The sequence below is a fragment of the Pseudomonas allokribbensis genome (genome assembly GCF_014863605.1).
Lineage (GTDB): Bacteria > Pseudomonadota > Gammaproteobacteria > Pseudomonadales > Pseudomonadaceae > Aquipseudomonas > Aquipseudomonas allokribbensis.
On the sequence record NZ_CP062252.1, the window covers coordinates 895,824 to 912,938 of the forward strand.

Below are 17,115 nucleotides of genomic sequence, written 5' to 3' on the forward strand. Positions count from 1 at the left end.
CGGTTCTGGTTTAGCGCTCGTTCTGCTAGCGGTCAACAGTATTTTGAGGGTGACTCTTGCGCCAATTGGTAGCGCTGGAAGACCTTGGAGGCCGGTGGTTTTCTATGGCTGGGTGGTCGTTGGTCGGTTTTTAATGTGAGCCCATGCGAGTGGGAATGCGGAGCCTTCCCGCTCGCGTGGGCTTGGTCGTGAAAGTCCCAAGAGAGAGGCTTGCAGCGGCGACAGTCGCCACCTCTGTCGCCATGCTGCAGACCAGGTATTACACGGGTTGTCGCCAGTGTCGCCGCTGTCGCCAAATCAACCATCACTCCATCTGGGGAGTCATTTTCGGTTACCGGTGGCGTTCGGTGAGCACTCACCGTATCGGCACGACATTGCAGTTCCTGGTGTCATTGATGGCAGTTGCCGACAGACTGCCCGTTGCTGCTTTTTGGATGTGCTCACTCCACCAAGCCATCATCGGACGCCGACGTTCAATGTAGTCAGCTCGGTTGTAAGCGCTTCGGACTTCGTCCTTGTCGACATGCGCCAGCGCGACTTCGATCAGCTCCGGATCCCACCCATGCTCGTTCAGGATGGTGCTGGCCATGGAACGCATGCCGTGGCTGACCAAGCGGTCCTGGAAGCCCATGCGTTTCAACGCCATGTTGGCGGTCTGGCTGTTGGCGTGGGTGCGCGGATTCCTATCTGCCGGGAACACGTACTCTCTGTGGCCGCTGTGGGGCTTGAGCGTCTCCAGTAAAGCGAGTGCCTGTTCGGTCAGCGGGATGGTGTGCGGGCGACGCTTTTTCATGCGCTCCGGCGGGATGGTCCAAATGCGTTTGTCAAAGTCGATGTCTACCCATCGGGTGGTAGCCGCTTCGGCAGGACGGGTCATTGTGTGCAGTTGCCATTCGATCAGGCAGCGGGTGATCCGCTTGATGCTGGCGTTCGCGATTTCGATCATGAGCTCGGATAGCTCTTCGGGTCGTAGCGCGGCCATGTTCTCTTTCTTGGGCTTCTTGAAGACCGCTCGAATGCCGCTGAGGGGGTTAGCGAAAATCAGTCCAGAGTTCACCCCGTAAGTCATGATCTCGTTGAGCCGTTGGCTCAACCGCTTCACTGTCTCGAGACTGCCTTTGGCTTCGATTGGGCGAAGGAGCTTGATGATTATTGGAGCGGTGATTTGCGAGAGAGGCGTTGTTTTCAGGCTTGGTAAAACATGCAGCGTGAGTGACCTCCAGATGTCTTCCGCGTACGCCGGCGTGACAGAGTCTTTCTTCAACTCAAACCAGGCGGTGGCTACGTTCTCGAATGTGTGTTCGGTCTCGGCGAGTCTGGCTTGCTTAAGCTCATTGCGTTGAGCTTTGGGGTCGATGCCTTGTGCCAGCAGCTCGCGGGCTTCAACCGCTTTCTTTCTGGCGTTTGCCAATGAGAGTTCAGGATACGGACCCAAGGCCATATTGATGCGGTTTTTGGTCACCGGCTTGCGGTAATTGAAGTTCCACATCATCGAGCCGCTGGCCCTGACCCGGAGCTGAAGGCCACCGCCATCGCTGAGGACGAAGTCCTTGCCGGTTGCCTTGATCGCCTTTAGCTGGCGATCGGAGAGACGGGTTGCTTGAGTAGGCATGGGAGCTACCTCTGGCACCGTTTTGGTATCCTGAAAATAGCACCAGGTAGCCCGGGATACCACCTGGAATACCAAAACGTCTGGAACTCAAAAAACCATTGTGAACCACAGAAGCGCTGGAAACCCTTGATTTCACTGGATTTCAGGCACAAAAAAAGACGTCCGTGGACGTCTTTAGATGTTGAAGTGGTGGAGCCGGGGGGATTTGAACCCCCGTCCGCCAGTACTCCGCTGTCGGTACTACATGCGTAGCCGTGTCTATTAAGTTAACCCTCAGCGACCCGACGGGCAGGGTGCTTTGGGCGAGTTGTGTAAGTTTTAGCCGCTTCGTCCACAACGTACTGCACGGCGATTCTGTTCTATATGACAATCATTTTGGGTTTACAGACATCCCCTGATGATTGCTGGACCCGAAGGTACCAGGAGTGCATGTCAGCTGCAATTAAGCAGCGAGAGCAGCACCGTATTGGTCGTCATTGGCAACTATAAGTAGTTGCAACAGTGGATTTACGACTTCTGTTACCAAGTCGGCATGCACCTAAAGTTTCGCAACCGGCGTCGAATCCTAAACGGCCCCGAGCCTGATGCTCTGTACATCTCGAAGAGCAGCAAGCCCGAGCAGTGTACGCCAATCGGCCGTCAAGGCCAACCCGAAGGTTGGCCGGGCCTTCGATCAATTGTTGGTGCCGGTGGATTTGCGCAGCTCCAGAATGGTTTGCTGGGTTTCTGCAACGCAATCGTCGATCTTGCCTTGGGCCTTGAGCGCCTGTGCCTTCTGCACACTGGCCTCGGCACGCTGACTCAATTCGGGCGACGATGACAGCTGCCCCTTGGCATTGTTGATGGTCTGGATATTGGTATCGCACAGGCTGGCAGGCTTGTCAGCGGCAAACGAAGTAGACGCCATCATCGAGGCAGTAACGAACAGACCTAACAGTACAGAACGTTTCATATGAATCTCCTTGAACTGAGGATCCAGACTTCGCTGGCCGTCAGGACGGGCAACCGAATGGAGGAAAAGCCCCGTCAGCGGGGCTTGTTCTGTGGACTGTGGTCGCTCGCAAGGGTTCTATTTTTCTTCAGATGATGGTTTCTCGGGGTTTGGCTCGGGTCACTCGATCCACCAGATACACCAGGCCGTGGTAGTCGATGCCTCCATGTTGTGTCAGACCGATCTCACAGGTGCGGCTGGTGGAAATCCCTTCGCTGCAATGCTGCACCGCATCCTTGAGAGTGCGCAGGGAATGGCCGTTGAGTTCCGGTGTGGTGAAGCCCTTGTCGCCGGCAAATCCGCAGCAATGAATGCCTTCGGGAATAACCACGGTTTTACTGCACTTGCGCGCCAGATCGATCAACGCCTGGCTTTCCCCCAGATGCTGCGTGCTGCACGTCACATGAACGGCAATCGGTGCTTCCTGCGGGGTGAACTCCAGCCGATCGATCAGATGCGTACGGATAAAACGCACAGGGTCATACAGATCAAGGCGAACATTTCCCACATCCTGCACCAGTCGCAATGTGCAGGGGCTGGTGTCGCAATAGATCGGATCGAGCCCACCTCGGCTGGCGTGGAGCAAGGCGCCGATCAACTCCTGACGCTTGTGCTCGGCCTGTTCGGCATAGCCTTTGGAGGCGAAAGGCTGGCCACAGCAGAGGTTGTCCAGATTGTCCGGGAGCACCACCTGATAACCGGCCTTTTCCAGCAGGCCACGGGTTTTGTCGTACAGCGACATCTGCTCCTTGTCGCCCGCTGCGGGGCCCATCACCCGCGACACGCAGGCCGCCAGATACACCACGCGCGGGCGTTCGTCTGAGATTGTCGGACTGAGGCGAATGGCTCTTTCCGGCTGCGGCACCGCGTTGCTCCACTGTGGCACCTGGCCCTTGGACAAACGCGTCAGCGTTGCCGAAAACTTCGCCAGACGCGGTGCTCCCAGCAACATCCGCGCACCGTTGGCCACGTGCAGGGTGAAGCGCGCTCCTTGCAGGGTGGTGGCGAAATTTCCTTCGATCCAGTTGGCCGTTTTCGTGTGCGTGGCGTGACGGCTGCGCAGCTTTTTCACCAGCTCACCGGTATTGATGCCTACAGGGCAACGCTGCGCGCACAAACCGGTCGCGGCGCAGGTGTCGATGCCCTGGTATTCGTAGGCTTTTTCCAGTTCGGTGGTGTCGATCCCGGCGCGTTTTCGCGCCTGAATGTCGCGCCAGATCACGATGCGCTGGCGGGGGCTCAGGGTCAGGCCCTTCGATGGACAAACCGGCTCACAGAAACCGCACTCGATGCACTTATCCACAATCTCTTCGGCGGCAGGCAGCGGCTTCAGGTGCTTGAGGTGGATCTGCGGATCTTCGCTGAGCACCACGTCCGGATTGAGAATGCCCTGAGGATCAAGCAAACGCTTGAGCTGCCACATCAACTGATAGGCATCGCTGCCCCATTCCAGTTCGACAAATGGCGCCATGTTGCGCCCGGTGCCGTGTTCGGCCTTCAGCGAACCGCCGAACTCCACGGCCACCAGTTGCGCCACGTCGTCCATGAACGCCTGATAGCGTGCGACTTCTTCCGGGCTGTTGAAGCCTTGGGTGAAGACGAAGTGCAGATTGCCTTCCAGCGCGTGTCCGAAAAGGATCGCTTCGTCGTAGTGATGTTTGTCGAACAGCTCGATCAGACGGTTCACGCCAATCGCCAGTTGTTCCACCGGGAAGGTGACGTCTTCGATGATCACCGTGGTGCCGGTCTTGCGCACCGCACCGACGGCGGGGAAGGTGTCCTTGCGGATCGCCCAGAGGCGGGCGTTCTCAATCGGGTCTTCGGTGAAATCGACCTGTTTTTCCACCGGGAAATCGCTGAGCGAGGCCATGATCTGCGCCAGTTGCTCTTGCAGCAACGCGGAAGAGGCGGCGCGGGATTCGATCAGTAGCGCGCAAGCATTGTTCGACAGCTGCTGTACGAAATCGGGCATCCCGGGTTTGTCCTGCACCGAGCGCAAGCTGCGGCGGTCGAGCAGTTCCACAGCGGACACCGGTTGGCTTTTCAGGACGGTGACGGCGTTGCAGCAGGTTTCCACGTCGGGGAAGACGATCAGCGCCGACGCCTTGTTCGGGTGGTCGATCACCGTGTCGTAAGTCACCGCGCTGATAAAGCCGAGGGTGCCTTCGGAGCCCACCAGCAAGTGACTCAAGATATCCACAGGCTCATCGAAATCCACCAGGGCATTGAGTGACAGGCCGGTGGTATTTTTCAGACGGTATTTGTGGCGGATTCGCGCAGCCAGTTCGGCATTGGCGCGGGTCTCGCGGCCCAATGTTGCCAGGCGTTCCAGCAACTCACTGTGGCTTGCGCGAAACGCCGCGACGCTGGCGGTATCTTCGGTGTCGAGACGTGTGCCGTCGGCCAGCACCAGACGAATCCCGGCCAGCGTGTGGTAGGTGTTTTGCGCGGTGCCGCAGCACATGCCGCTGGCATTGTTGGCAACGATACCGCCGATCTTGCAGGCATTGATCGAGGCCGGATCCGGGCCGATCTTGCGCCCGAATGGCGCCAGCCAAGCGTTGGCCTGGGCGCCGATCACCCCCGGTTGCAGGCGGATCTGCGTGCCTTGCCCTCGGATCTCACGGGCGTTCCAGTTATCCCCAAGCACGATCAGCACCGAATCGCTGATCGCCTGGCCGGACAGGCTGGTGCCGGCGGCGCGAAAGGTCACCGGGACCTGGTCACGCTGGGCCAGTTTCAGCAGCGCCACCACTTCATCTTCAGACTCGACGCGGATCACCAGTTGCGGAATCAACCGGTAGAAACTGGCGTCGGTGCCGAAGGCCAGTGTCGACAACGGATCGTCGAAACGCCGTTCGGCCGGAATCAGTTGCTGCGCATCGCGCAGGAAAGTCGCCGGTAAGGTCATTGGTCCTCCAGGATCAACACCACCAGGTCTTTCGGGCCGTGGGCGCCGTAGGCCAGCACTTGTTCAATGTCGGCGGTTTTCGACGGGCCGGACACCAGCAACGCGTTGGTCGGCATGCCTTGGGCCCACTCGAATTCCTGCTGGACCTGATAGAAGTTGTCGCGGATCTGGCTGGCCTTGAGCAGCGCAAAATGGACTGGCGGCACCAGGCTCATCAGCCGTGGCTCTTCGCGGGTCGGCCAGAGAATCAGGCTGCCGGTGGCAGCGATGGCACCGAGGGTGCCGGTGAGGCTGGCCGGGGTGTCGTTGAACAGCTCGGCTTTCCATTCTTCCATCGGCCGGTCGTAGGATTTCAGTGCCGGCAGATCAGGATTGTTCGCCCAGTGCTGTGTGATGCGCTGCCCGTGAGGCGTAGTCGGTGCGATCAGCAGGCTCGGCAACTGACGGTCGCGCAACAATTGCGCCAGCAGCGCCGGCCACGCATCAGCAGACGTCAGGTGGATTTCGGTGTGCACCGCTTCCATCAGTTTGCGCAATTGCGGGATACGTTGTTCGGCGCTGTAGGTGTAAGGCTGTGTCACCAGATCGACGTCAAAGTTGTCGGCAATCGGTGTGGTGCCGGTCAGACTTTTGCGTAACTTGCCGAGGATGTTTTGCTTGGCGCTCATCAACGTTCTCCTTGTTTGGCCAGATGCTCGCGAGCCATGTCATGCAGTGAGCGGGCGGCGGGTTTCGGAGCGCTGTGGTTCTGCGTCCACGGGCCGACGTTGTTCGGCGCCAGGGCGCGCAGTCGAGTGGCGAAAAACGCAAACAGTCGATACAAAGTCGGTGAGCTGTTGAGCTTCGCCCAGGCGTTCCAGATGAAACGTTCCTTGCGCGAATATTTGCTGCCCTGGCCGCGCATCACCTGATGAGGACTGTCGGGGGCTTTGACATTCTCTTCGCGTAGGCGGCGCAGCAGTGCAGGAATAGGAATTTTTACCGGGCACACTTCACCGCAGGCGCCGCACAACGAAGACGCACTCGGGTGATCCGGGACTTTCGCCAAACCGACCATGTGCGGAGTGATGATTTTGCCGATCGGGCCGGGGTAAACCTCGCCATAGGTATGGCCGCCGACACGGGTGTAGACCGGGCAATGATTCATGCAGGCGCCGCAGCGGATGCAGTTCAGGGTCTGGCGCAGTTCGCTGTCGGCAAACGCCTGGCTGCGACCGTTGTCGAGCAGCACCAGATGCACTTCCTGCGGGCCGTCGAGTTCGTGTTCCTTACGCGGGCCGGAAATCATGTTGACGTAGGTGGTGATCGGAATGCCCAGTGCCGAGCGGGTCAGCAACGACAACAGCGGCGCCACGTCGCGCAGGTTTTCCACGACTTTTTCGATGCCGGTAACGGCGATGTGCACCGGTGGCACGGTGGTGGTCATGCGGCCGTTGCCTTCGTTTTCCACCAGCAGCAGGGTGCCGGTTTCGGCCACGGCGAAGTTGACACCGGAGACGCCGATGTCCGCTTCGAAGAATTTCTGCCGCAGGACCCTGCGACCGATCTGAATGAGTTGGTCAACGTCCTTGGTGTATTCCACGCCAAGTTTGTCGTGGAACAAGGACGCGACCTGACCGGCATTCTTGTGGATTGCCGGCATGATTATGTGAGAAGGCTTCTCGTGGTCGAGCTGGACGATGTACTCCCCCATGTCGGACTCCAGACATTCAATGTCCCGAGCCTCGAGGAAATGGTTCATCTCCATCTCTTCGCTGACCATCGATTTGCCCTTGATCACTTGCCGAGCCTCGTGAGCGCGGATGATCGAAAGGACGATGCCATTGGCCTCGTCCACCGTTTCCGCCCAGTGCACTGTCACACCGTTGCGGGTCAGGTTCTGTTCCAGTTGCTCGAGCAGGTCGGGCAACTTGGAGAGCGCGCGGGCACGGATTGCATTGCCCAGTTCACGCAGGTGTTCTCTTTCGTGGGCATCGCTGAAAGCAGCTGCCCGCTTGGTCATCAGTGAATCCATCGCAGTGCGGAAGTTGTTCCGTAACTGCGAGTCGCCCAGGGCGTTGTGCGCCCGGGTGCGGAAATCTTCTTCTACGGCAACCGTAGGAATAATCGTGGAAGTGCTCATCGGGCACCTCCGGTTCGTTGCCAGAGGAAGCTCGCCAGGTGTTGCCCGCGCAGCGCTTCCTTCTGTTTTTCCAGCGAGCCGTTGATGTTCATCAAGCATCCGCAGTCGGCACTGAGTACCTGATGCGCGCCGGATTCCTTCAACGCTCGGGTCTTGTCAGCCACCATCGCGCCGGAAATGTCTGGCATACGGACGCTGAATGTCCCACCGAAGCCACAGCATTCGCTTTCGTGATCGTGATTGACCCGTTCCACGTTGCTCAACTGCGCCAACAACTCGCGGCCGTGCAGGTGGGTATTCATTTCCCGTCGCGCCGAACACGAGGTGTGCAGCGCCACTTTGACCGGCTCGCCGCTGTCCTTGAGCTGCACCTTGCAGACGAACAGCAGGAACTCGGCCAATTCATAGGTGCGGGCCGCGAGGGCCTGAACCTGTTTCAACGTTTCCGGCTCGTCCTTGAACAAGTCGGCGTAATGCTCGCGCAGCATTCCTGCGCAGGAACCCGACGGTACCACCACCGGATAATCGCCGGCGAACAGCGCCAGTTGCGAGCGAGCCACCGTCCGTGCCTGCTCGGTGTAACCCGAGGTGTAGGCCGGTTGTCCGCAGCAGCTCTGCCCTTGCGGGTAGTCGACCCGAATGCCCTCGCGTTCCAGCAAATGGATCGCGTCCATCCCGGCTTCCGGGTAGAACAGGTCGACCACGCACGTGCCGAACAGGTAGACCCGCGACGGTTTCTCGCTCGGGTATTGCCGGGGCTCGGGCAGTGGCGGTGCAACGCGAGTGGCGTTGGGCACAGCGTTGTAAAAAAGCTCGCTCATCAGGCGTGTCTCCGGGTGGGCCCGGTTATCCGTCTGTTGAGGCTGCCGAATATAAAGCGCGTTGCTTTCAGCAGCCTTACAGACCGGGTTGTGAATTGCTGACGCCGGAATCACGAACCGGCGTCGGTTATTTCCATGCTTCTTGTAGGTATCAGTGCACCAGCATGCCGGTGAACCAGTAGGCCTGGGCCAGGGTGATCAGGCCGACAATCGTTGCAAAGAATAGGCTGTGCTTGAGGGTGAAGCGGAACAGATCGGATTCCTTGCCCACCAGCCCGGTCGCGGCGCAGGCCACGGCAATCGACTGTGGCGAAATCATCTTGCCGGTCACGCCGCCGCTGGTATTGGCCGCTACCAGCAAGGTGTCGTTGACCCCGATCTGGTGCGCGGTGGTCGCTTGCAGCGAACTGAACAGCGCGTTGGACGAGGTATCGGAACCGGTGAGGAACACGCCCAGCCAACCCAGGAACGGCGAGAAGAACGGGAACGCCGCGCCGGTCGCTGCCAGCACCAGGGCCATGGTCGAAGACATGCCGGAATAGTTGGTGACGAAGGCGAATGCCAGCACCATGCCGATCGACAGAATTGGCCAGCGCAGTTCGTAGAAAGTTTCTTTCAGAGTGGTAAGACCAATTTTGAAATTGATCTTCAGGATGATCATCGAGATCAGCGCCGAGAAGAAAATCGCCGTGCCGGTAGCGGAAATCGGGTCAAGTTTGAACACGGCCGGAATAGCTGTCGGCGTCGCGACGATCGGTGCGGTCTTGATCACCAGTTGATCCAGGTGCGGGATCGCGAAGTTGAACACCCAGGCGTACATCGAGCCGCCAGCGGCGAACATGGCCTTGAACGGTTTGAGCGTCCAGATGGTGACCAGCACGGTGAGGATCAGGAATGGCGACCAGGCCTTGAAAATTTCCCCGAGGCTGTAGGGCGAAGCGATGGTGGTGCGTTTCTGGCCGAAACCGCCGACGCTGGCAGTGACCGCCACGTTCGGGGTGGCACCGGCGATCTGTGCGCCCGCAGTGCGTTTTGGCTGCCAGACTTTCAGGAACAGGGTCAGCGAGATCAGGCTGGCCAGGGCCGAGGTGATGTCCGGCAGTTCCGGGCCGATGAAGTTCGAGGTGAAGTACTGGGTCACGGCGAAACTCAGGCCGGCAACCAGTGCGGCTGGCCAGGTTTCGCGAACGCCGCGCAGGCCGTCCATCATGAACACCAACCAGAACGGCACGAACAGCGACAGTAGCGGCAGTTGGCGGCCGGTCATGGCGCCAATCTTGAACGCGTCGATACCGGTGACTTGGCCGGCGACGATGATCGGAATCCCCAAGGCACCGAACGCGACCGGCGCGGTGTTGGCAATCAGGCACAGCCCGGCGGCGTACAGCGGGTTGAAGCCCAGCCCTACGAGGAGCGCAGCGGTAATCGCCACGGGCGCGCCGAAACCGGCTGCACCTTCGAGGAAGGCGCCGAAGCAGAAACCGATCAGCAGCACCTGCAAGCGCTGGTCATCGGTGATCGACAGCACCGAGCTGCGGATGACTTCGAACTGACCGCTCTTGACCGTCAGTTTGTACAGGAACACCGCCGCGACAATGATCCAGGCAATCGGCCACAGACCATAGGCGAAACCATAACCCGCGGCGGCGAACGCCATGTCGACCGGCATCTGGAACGCAAAGATCGCCACAAGAATCGCCAGGGCCAGCGTGATGCTGCCGGCGACATGGCCTTTGAGGCGGAACACCGCCAGGGCGAGGAAGAAGAAAACGATGGGGATGACGGCCGCGAGTGCGGACACGCCGAGACTGCCGAGCGGGCTGTAGAGCTGTTGCCAGGTTTGCATATGGGGTGGCCCCTAATTGTTGTTGGTCAGGCACTGTCAGCGTTCTTGGTTAATTGGTAAGACCAATTTACAATCGCTGTTGGCTAGGGTAAAAGCCTTGATGTCGGTGTGTCAATTTGCCGCCCTAAAACTTTTGTCGAATGACCGGTGCAGGCTCGATCTGATCCGGTCCGGGGCGTTTCATCTGGCAGGTGTCGACAAGGCGCCGATAGGCCAGAATAGAGAGCCCGGCGAGTGGTCGGGATCGTGGAGAATTGAGTGATGGGGTTTGATCAGATACGTCAGCGCCGTTTGTCTGACGATATTGTCGAGCGGCTTGAGGGGATGATCCTCGAGGGGACATTGAAGTCCGGCGAGCGCCTGCCGGCCGAGCGCACATTGGCGGAGCAGTTCGGTGTGTCCCGGCCTTCGTTGCGCGAGGCAATCCAGAAGCTGGCGGCCAAGGGGCTGCTGGTCAGCAAGCAGGGCGGCGGCAATTACGTGGTGGAAAGCCTGGGCTCGACCTTCAGCGACCCATTGCTGCAACTGCTGGAAAGTAATCCCGAGGCCCAGCGCGATCTGCTGGAATTTCGCCACACGCTGGAGGCATCGTGTGCCTATTACGCGGCATTGCGCGCCACCGATGTGGATCGCGAGCGGCTGACCGCGGCGTTCGAAGAACTACAGGATTGCTACTCGCGCCATGACGAAGTGAGTCGGGCGGAGGAGGGGGCGGCGGACGCGAAGTTTCACTTGGCTATCGCCGAGGCCAGCCATAACGCGGTGTTGCTGCACACCATTCGCGGGCTGTTCGACCTGCTCAAGCGCAATGTGGTGACCAACATCGGCGGCATGTACAAGCAGCGCACGGAAACCCGCGACATGCTGATCACTCAGCACCGGGAACTGTACCAGGCGATTATCGAAGGACGTGCGGAGCAGGCGCGAGAGGTTTCCAGCCGACACATTTTGTATGTGCAGGAAGTACTGGAAGAGGTACGCCAGGAAGTTCAGCGCGTGGCTCGGGCCGAGCGGCGCAAAGGGATGTAGGTTCAGGCATGACCGTTCCCGCGCAGAACGCGGGAATGGTCATTCAGGCAGAAGAATCAGTCTTCCTTGCCCTTGTTGCGCACCGCACGCTGCAACTCGCGACCGGCATCGCGTTCGCGCTCGGTATCACGCTTGTCGTATTCCTTCTTGCCCTTGCCCAGAGCGATCTCGCACTTGACCATGTGCTTGCTCCAGTACCAGGACAGGCATACGCAGGCATAACCCTTCTGCTGCACAGCGGCGGCCAGCTTTTCCAGCTCGCGCCGGTTGAGCAGCAGCTTCCGGGTGCGGACGGGGTCAGCGATGACGTGGGTGCTGGCGGTCATCAGAGGCGTGATGTGGCTGCCAAGCAGCCAGGCTTCGCCATCCTTGAGCAGGACGTAACTGTCGACCAGTTGCAGCTTGCTTGCCCGCAGACTTTTTACTTCCCAGCCGGCCAGGACCAGACCAGCCTCGAACTTGTGCTCGATGAAGTAATCGTGTCGCGCCTTTTTGTTCTGCGCGATGGTCCCTGTTGGGTGTTTCTTCTGTTTAGCCATAGGGGCGGCATTATATGGAGATAAACGGCTGTCGGCTACGGTGATGCTGCGTGCTTGAGCAGGTTGAGTGAATCCCGGACAATGCGGCCTCTTTTTCTAACGCTTGGGCGTGATAAACGATGTCGACAGACAAGGTTTCTGTCCACGGCAGTTGGGCTAGCCGCTGGGTTTTCATATTCGCCGCGACCGGTTCGGCCGTGGGATTGGGCAGCATCTGGAAGTTCCCCTACATGGTCGGGGTCTACGGTGGCGGCGCCTTTGTGCTGATGTTTCTGGCCTGCATCGCGCTGATCGGCATTCCGGTGATGCTCGCGGAAACCCTGATCGGCCGGCGTGCGCGGCTGAGTCCGGCCAACGCCCTCAAGGTGCTGGCGATCGAAGCCGGGCATTCGGGCAAGTGGTCGTGGGGCGCGTTCGCCGGGATGATCACGGCGTTGCTGATCCTGTCTTTCTATAGTGTGGTCGGCGGCTGGTCGCTGGATTACATCATCGATATGGGGCGCGGGGATTTCCAGGGGGCGACGGCCGATCAGGTCGGTGCCTATTTCGGCAATGTCATCGCCGACCCTTGGCGTATCACGCTGTGGCACACGGTTTTCATGCTGCTGTCGGCGGTGGTGATCGCAAAGGGCGTGGTCGCCGGGCTTGAGCGAAGCCTGCGGATCATGATGCCGCTGTTGTTTGTGATGGTCCTCGTCCTGCTGGGCTATAGCATGACCACCGGGCATTTCATGGAAGGCGTGCATTTCATGTTCGACTTCCACCCGGAGAAAGTCCTCGATGGCTTGCTGCCGGCCATGGGGCACGCCTTTTTCTCCCTGAGCGTGGGCGTGGGCTCGATCATGATCTACGGCGCCTACATGACGAAGGAAGCCTCGCTGTCCGGCACCGTTGTGGGTGTGGCGCTGCTCGATACCTTCGTTTCGCTGGTGGCCGGTCTGGCATTGTTTCCGATTGTGTTCGCTGGCGGTTTGAACCCTAGCGAAGGGCCTGGCTTGATGTTCGTCAGCCTGCCATTTGCTTTTGGTAACGTGCTTTTCGGCCAGTTGATGGGCGTGGTGTTCTTCGTTCTGGTAGCCATTGCTGCCTGGAGTTCGGCGATTTCCCTGCTGGAGCCGATGGTCGCCTATCTGGTCGAGCGGACTAAAATCAGTCGTGCATGGGTGACATTCTGGTTGGCGTTCATCTGCTGGTTTGTCGGTCTGGGTACGGTGTTTTCCTTCAATATCTGGAAGGAAGCGAAATTTTTCGTGAACGAAGGCGGAATGTTCCATCTCTACCAATGGGGTGCCGCAGGCGGTCTGGACTTCTTTGGTGTGATCGACTTCTTCACCTCGCGGATCATGCTGCCGCTTGGCGGATTGTGCTTTGTACTGTTTGCCGGATGGGTGATGGGGCGTGACGCGGTGCGCGACGAATTGTCGATTCGCAGCCCGGCGCTATTCGCCTTGTCTCTGTTCTTGATGCGCTATGTGGCGCCCATCGGCATTCTTGTAGTGTTTGCCACCCAGCTCTGGAAGTGACGCTTACATGACGACACATATTCAACGATCAGCGCTGCTGCCTTACCCGGCGCAATTTCTCTATGACCTGGTCAATGACGTGGCGCGTTATCCGGAGTTCTTGCCGTGGTGCTCGTCAGCAGAGGTTCTGGAAAGCTCGCCTGAACACATGCGCGCCAGCGTCGGTGTGGCCAAGGGTGGCCTCAGTCAGCACTTCGTGACACGCAATACCCTGGTGCCGGGACAATCGATCGAAATGAATCTCGAGGAAGGTCCGTTCAATCAGTTGCACGGTGTCTGGGTGTTCAAGGCGTTGAACGAGAAAGCCTGCAAGATCAGCCTCGATCTGTCCTTCGATTATGCCGGCCCGTTGGTGCGCGCCACGCTCGGGCCGCTGTTCAATCAGGCTGCCAACACGCTGGTGGATGCATTCTGCCAGCGCGCCAAGCAGATGCATGGTTGAGCCGGTGATCGAAATAGAAGTGGTGTACGCGGCGGTTGATCGTCAGGTGTTGCGCACGATCAGCGTGGCAGAGGGGGCGACGGTGCGTACTGCGCTGTTGGCCAGTGGCATTGATAGCGAGTTTCCGGAACTGGATCTGGCCGGTTGCCCGGTCGGGATTTTCGGCAAAGTGGTTGCCGATCCGGATGTGCGGGTTGTTCAGGCGGGGGATCGCCTCGAAATCTACCGACCACTGCTGGCTGATCCGAAAGAGGTGCGCCGATTGCGGGCCGCCAAGGTTGCCGAGGCCAAAGCCAGAAATCAGTGATGCGCCAATCTGCAGGCAATAAAAAACCCGGAATTTCCGGGTTTTTTATTGCGTCGCAAATTATTGCGGCGAGGTGTCCAGCGGCTCTGGTGTTGGAACCGGAACGGTTTCCACACCATCGACGTCCTTCTGGATCTGATCCAGCAAGGAACCTGGCTTGACCGGTTTTTCCGGTTTTGGCTTCTCGGCGTTTTCAGCAGGAGCGGTCACGTTAGTGCCACTTTCCTTGCCGAGAATGGCTTCGTCACGGCTCACGCCCGGCATGAAGTCACCGGACAGGCTGACAAGGCGGTCGTTTGAGTCGAAAATGACACTCATGCGTTCCTGCTGGCGTTCACCGCCACCAGGTTGCAGGCTGTACAGATAATCCCAGCGATTGGCATGGAACGTGTCGACAAGCAGAGGGTTGCCCATGATAAACCGTACTTGCGGCCGGGTCATTCCCGGGCGTAACTGGTCTATCATGTCCTGCGTGACGACATTGCCCTGCTGGATGTCGATTTTGTAAACCCCGGGGAATGAACAACCGGCGAGTGCGAGCAGTCCCACAAAGGTGAAACTGGTTAGCAAGAGCTTGGTGTTTTGCATCGGTGGGCGACTTCCACTATCTTGGCTGGGACAACGTAAACGCCGATCATACCCGCATTAAGAGAAGCTGCGAAGCAGCATCGCGAGAAAGCTGACCATGGTTGAAAATAGCGAACTACGCAAAGCCGGCCTCAAAGTGACCCTGCCACGGGTCAAGATCCTGCAAATGCTCGACTCTACCGAGCAGCGTCACATGAGTGCCGAGGACGTCTACAAGGCGTTGATGGAAGCTGGCGAGGACGTCGGTCTGGCCACGGTTTACCGTGTTCTGACCCAGTTCGAAGCGGCTGGCCTCGTGGTCCGTCATAACTTCGATGGCGGTCACGCGGTATTCGAATTGGCCGACGGTGGCCACCACGACCATATGGTCAACGTGGAAACCGGTGAGGTTGTCGAATTCGTCAGCATCGAAATCGAAAAGCTCCAGAAGGCAATTGCCGAAGAGCACGGTGTCGAGTTGGTAGATCACAACCTGGTGCTGTACGTCCGCAAGAAAAAGTAAGCATGTCGCGCGAATTTCAGGTTCGCGAAACGAACGAAGGCGACCCAAGGGTCGCCTTCGTGCTTTCTGTCGTGCTTAAACCTTTGCGGTAACGACCATCTTCTTGGCGTGCGCCAGAGACTCTTTGGTCAGATCAATGCCGCCGAGCATCCTTGCGACTTCTTCTATGCGGTCATTTTTGCTCAGCTTCGAGACGGCGGTGTGCGTCGCCTGCTCGCCTCGCACCTTGTGCACGAACAGATGCTGATGACCCTGTGCGGCCACTTGCGGCAAGTGCGTAACGGTCAGTACTTGTCCGCGTTCGCCCAGGCGCCGCAATAGCTGGCCGACAATCTCGGCTGTCGGACCTCCGATGCCCACGTCCACTTCGTCGAATACCAGGGTCGGCACGCGCGAGGTCTGGGCGGTGATGACCTGAATCGCCAGGCTGATCCGAGAGAGTTCGCCGCCGGATGCCACTTTGGCCAAGGCCTTCAAGGGTTGGCCGGGGTTGGCGCTGACCAGCAGTTCGACTTGTTCGAGGCCGTTGGGCAGGAGTTCGCCGCTGGCGTTGGGACGCAGCTCTATGGTGAAGCGTCCGCCAGGCATGCCGAGGCGTTGAATCTCCTGTTCGACCGCGCTGGCCAGACTGCCTGCAGCCTGATGGCGCAGATCACTCAGTTCGCGGGCCTTTTCCTGGTAGTGGCGGGCGTACGAAGCAAGTTCTTCGCCCAGGCGCTCGATGGATTCGTCGTTGGCATTGAGGGTTTCAATTTCATCCAGCAGTTTTTGCTGCATCTCGGCGACTTCCGTCGGCTGGATCCGGTGCTTGCGTGCCAGGGTGTAAATGGCGTCCAGACGTTCTTCCAGATACTGCAGGCGCGCCGGATCGGCGTCGAAGTTGTCGAGGAAGCGGTTGAGCTCGCCGACAGCCTCTTCGACCTGGATCTGCGCACTGGTCAGCAAGCTGCTGGCTTCGCCCAGGGCGCCGATCGAGTTGTTCACGCTCGACAGGCGATTGAGGCTGGCGGTCAGTGCATTCAGCACATTGCCGGAATCACTTTCACTGCACTGCTCGACCACTTGCCGGCAGATGCCCAGCAGGGTTTCGGCGTTGGTCAGGTTCTTGTGTTCCTGCTCCAGATCTTCCAGTTCGTTCTCGCCGAGACCGAGGTTCTCCAGTTCTTCGAGCTGATAGCTGAGCAGTTGATGACGGGCGCGCTGTTCGTCACCGGAGTTGGACAGGCGCTCCAGCTCCAGGCGGGTCTGGCGCCAGCGCTGGGCGGCCAGTTGTACCTGGCGGGCCAGATCGGTGGCGCCGGCGTATTCGTCGAGCAGGCGACGGTGGGTATCCGTCTTGAGCAGGGATTGGTGTTCGTGCTGGCTGTGGATGTCGATCAGCAGCTCGCCGAGGGCCTTGAGGTCGCCGAGCGGGCAGGGCGTGCCGTTGATATAGCCACGGGAGCGGCCTTCCGAGGTGATGACCCGGCGAAGGATGCACGGGCCGTCGATTTCCAGGTCGCGCTCGGCCAGCCAGGCGCTGGCTTCGGGAATGTCGGCCAGGTCGAAGGTCGCCAGGATATCGGCCTTGTCGGCGCCCGGGCGAACCACGCCGCTGTCGGCGCGATCGCCAAGGGTCAGGCCCAGCGCGTCGAGCATGATCGACTTGCCGGCGCCGGTTTCCCCGGTAATCACGCTCATCCCGCGATCGAGTTCGAGATCGAGATGTTCAACGATGGCGTAGTTGTGTACGGACAGGTGCACCAGCATAAAGGCCGCTCCCAGGCTTTAGGTCTGGTTATTTATACAGTGTTTTGTTTCGGCCTGACAATGCCCTCGCTTAGCTCGATTGGCTTGATCCGATCAAATGCTTATCGCGCCCGGGAATGACAATGCAGCACTT

15 protein-coding genes and 1 other RNA gene are annotated in these 17,115 nt (G+C 59.2%); 5 read left to right on the forward strand and 11 right to left on the reverse strand.

Translation table 11 applies throughout. The features are described 5' to 3' along the window. Positions 1-355: 355 nt before the first annotated feature. From IF199_RS03930 to IF199_RS03965, 8 genes are all read right to left on the reverse strand, one after another. Positions 356-1,612 (reverse strand): integrase domain-containing protein, encoded by a 1,257-nt coding sequence (locus IF199_RS03930; protein ID WP_192559742.1) that lies wholly within the window; start codon positions 1,610-1,612, stop codon positions 356-358. A gap of 187 nt (positions 1,613-1,799) precedes the next feature. Then, positions 1,800-2,189: a transfer-messenger RNA gene (ssrA, locus tag IF199_RS03935) on the reverse strand. Between the two features lie 96 nt (positions 2,190-2,285). Beyond that, entirely contained in the window at positions 2,286-2,564 is a 279-nt protein-coding gene (locus IF199_RS03940) for a hypothetical protein (protein ID WP_192559743.1), read from the reverse strand. Positions 2,565-2,691: 127 nt separating this feature from the next. Then, on the reverse strand, positions 2,692-5,514 hold the full coding sequence (locus IF199_RS03945; protein WP_192559744.1) for an FAD-binding and (Fe-S)-binding domain-containing protein: 2,823 nt from the start codon (positions 5,512-5,514) through the stop codon (positions 2,692-2,694). Further along, positions 5,511-6,182 (reverse strand): LutC/YkgG family protein, encoded by a 672-nt coding sequence (locus IF199_RS03950; RefSeq protein ID WP_102687340.1) that lies wholly within the window; start codon positions 6,180-6,182, stop codon positions 5,511-5,513. Before IF199_RS03950 ends, IF199_RS03945 begins: the two co-directional genes overlap by 4 nt. Continuing rightward, positions 6,182-7,636: a LutB/LldF family L-lactate oxidation iron-sulfur protein gene (locus tag IF199_RS03955; protein ID WP_192559745.1), complete on the reverse strand. Its 1,455-nt coding sequence runs from the start codon at positions 7,634-7,636 to the stop codon at positions 6,182-6,184. The genes IF199_RS03950 and IF199_RS03955 overlap by 1 nt, the downstream gene beginning before the upstream one ends. Beyond that, a complete protein-coding gene (locus IF199_RS03960; RefSeq protein WP_192559746.1) occupies positions 7,633-8,457 on the reverse strand; it encodes a (Fe-S)-binding protein in 825 nt (274 codons plus the stop codon). Before IF199_RS03960 ends, IF199_RS03955 begins: the two co-directional genes overlap by 4 nt. 151 nt (positions 8,458-8,608) lie before the next feature. After that, positions 8,609-10,303, reverse strand: a complete 1,695-nt coding sequence (locus IF199_RS03965; RefSeq protein ID WP_192559747.1) for a lactate permease LctP family transporter — start codon at positions 10,301-10,303, stop codon at positions 8,609-8,611. A 261-nt stretch (positions 10,304-10,564) separates the two neighbouring features. Between IF199_RS03965 and IF199_RS03970 the strand changes: the two genes are divergently transcribed. After that, positions 10,565-11,332, forward strand: a complete 768-nt coding sequence (locus IF199_RS03970; protein WP_096818803.1) for an FCD domain-containing protein — start codon at positions 10,565-10,567, stop codon at positions 11,330-11,332. Between the two features lie 56 nt (positions 11,333-11,388). Here the strand turns inward: IF199_RS03970 and smpB are convergent, their stop codons facing one another. Further along, positions 11,389-11,871: an SsrA-binding protein SmpB gene (gene smpB, locus IF199_RS03975; protein ID WP_007915208.1), complete on the reverse strand. Its 483-nt coding sequence runs from the start codon at positions 11,869-11,871 to the stop codon at positions 11,389-11,391. A 119-nt stretch (positions 11,872-11,990) separates the two neighbouring features. Between smpB and IF199_RS03980 the strand changes: the two genes are divergently transcribed. The 3 genes from IF199_RS03980 to IF199_RS03990 are packed head-to-tail and all read left to right on the forward strand — an operon-like array spanning position 11,991 to position 14,143. Beyond that, positions 11,991-13,394: a sodium-dependent transporter gene (locus tag IF199_RS03980; protein ID WP_192559748.1), complete on the forward strand. Its 1,404-nt coding sequence runs from the start codon at positions 11,991-11,993 to the stop codon at positions 13,392-13,394. Positions 13,395-13,401: 7 nt separating this feature from the next. After that, positions 13,402-13,836, forward strand: coding sequence for a type II toxin-antitoxin system RatA family toxin (locus IF199_RS03985; RefSeq protein ID WP_003221509.1), 435 nt, complete (start codon positions 13,402-13,404; stop codon positions 13,834-13,836). Continuing rightward, positions 13,829-14,143: an RnfH family protein gene (locus tag IF199_RS03990; protein ID WP_192559749.1), complete on the forward strand. Its 315-nt coding sequence runs from the start codon at positions 13,829-13,831 to the stop codon at positions 14,141-14,143. Before IF199_RS03985 ends, IF199_RS03990 begins: the two co-directional genes overlap by 8 nt. Before the next feature lie 60 nt (positions 14,144-14,203). Here IF199_RS03990 and IF199_RS03995 read toward each other — a convergent pair whose 3' ends face one another. Next, entirely contained in the window at positions 14,204-14,731 is a 528-nt protein-coding gene (locus IF199_RS03995; protein WP_096818809.1) for an outer membrane protein assembly factor BamE, read from the reverse strand. Positions 14,732-14,828: 97 nt separating this feature from the next. Between IF199_RS03995 and fur the strand changes: the two genes are divergently transcribed. Then, the gene (gene fur / locus IF199_RS04000; protein ID WP_064119476.1) at positions 14,829-15,233 is read left to right on the forward strand and encodes a ferric iron uptake transcriptional regulator; all 405 of its coding nucleotides are present in this window, start codon (positions 14,829-14,831) and stop codon (positions 15,231-15,233) included. 75 nt (positions 15,234-15,308) lie between these two features. On the opposite strand, the gene recN is transcribed toward fur, so the two are convergent. Next, positions 15,309-16,982, reverse strand: coding sequence for a DNA repair protein RecN (recN, locus tag IF199_RS04005; protein WP_096818812.1), 1,674 nt, complete (start codon positions 16,980-16,982; stop codon positions 15,309-15,311). Positions 16,983-17,115 lie beyond the last annotated feature (133 nt).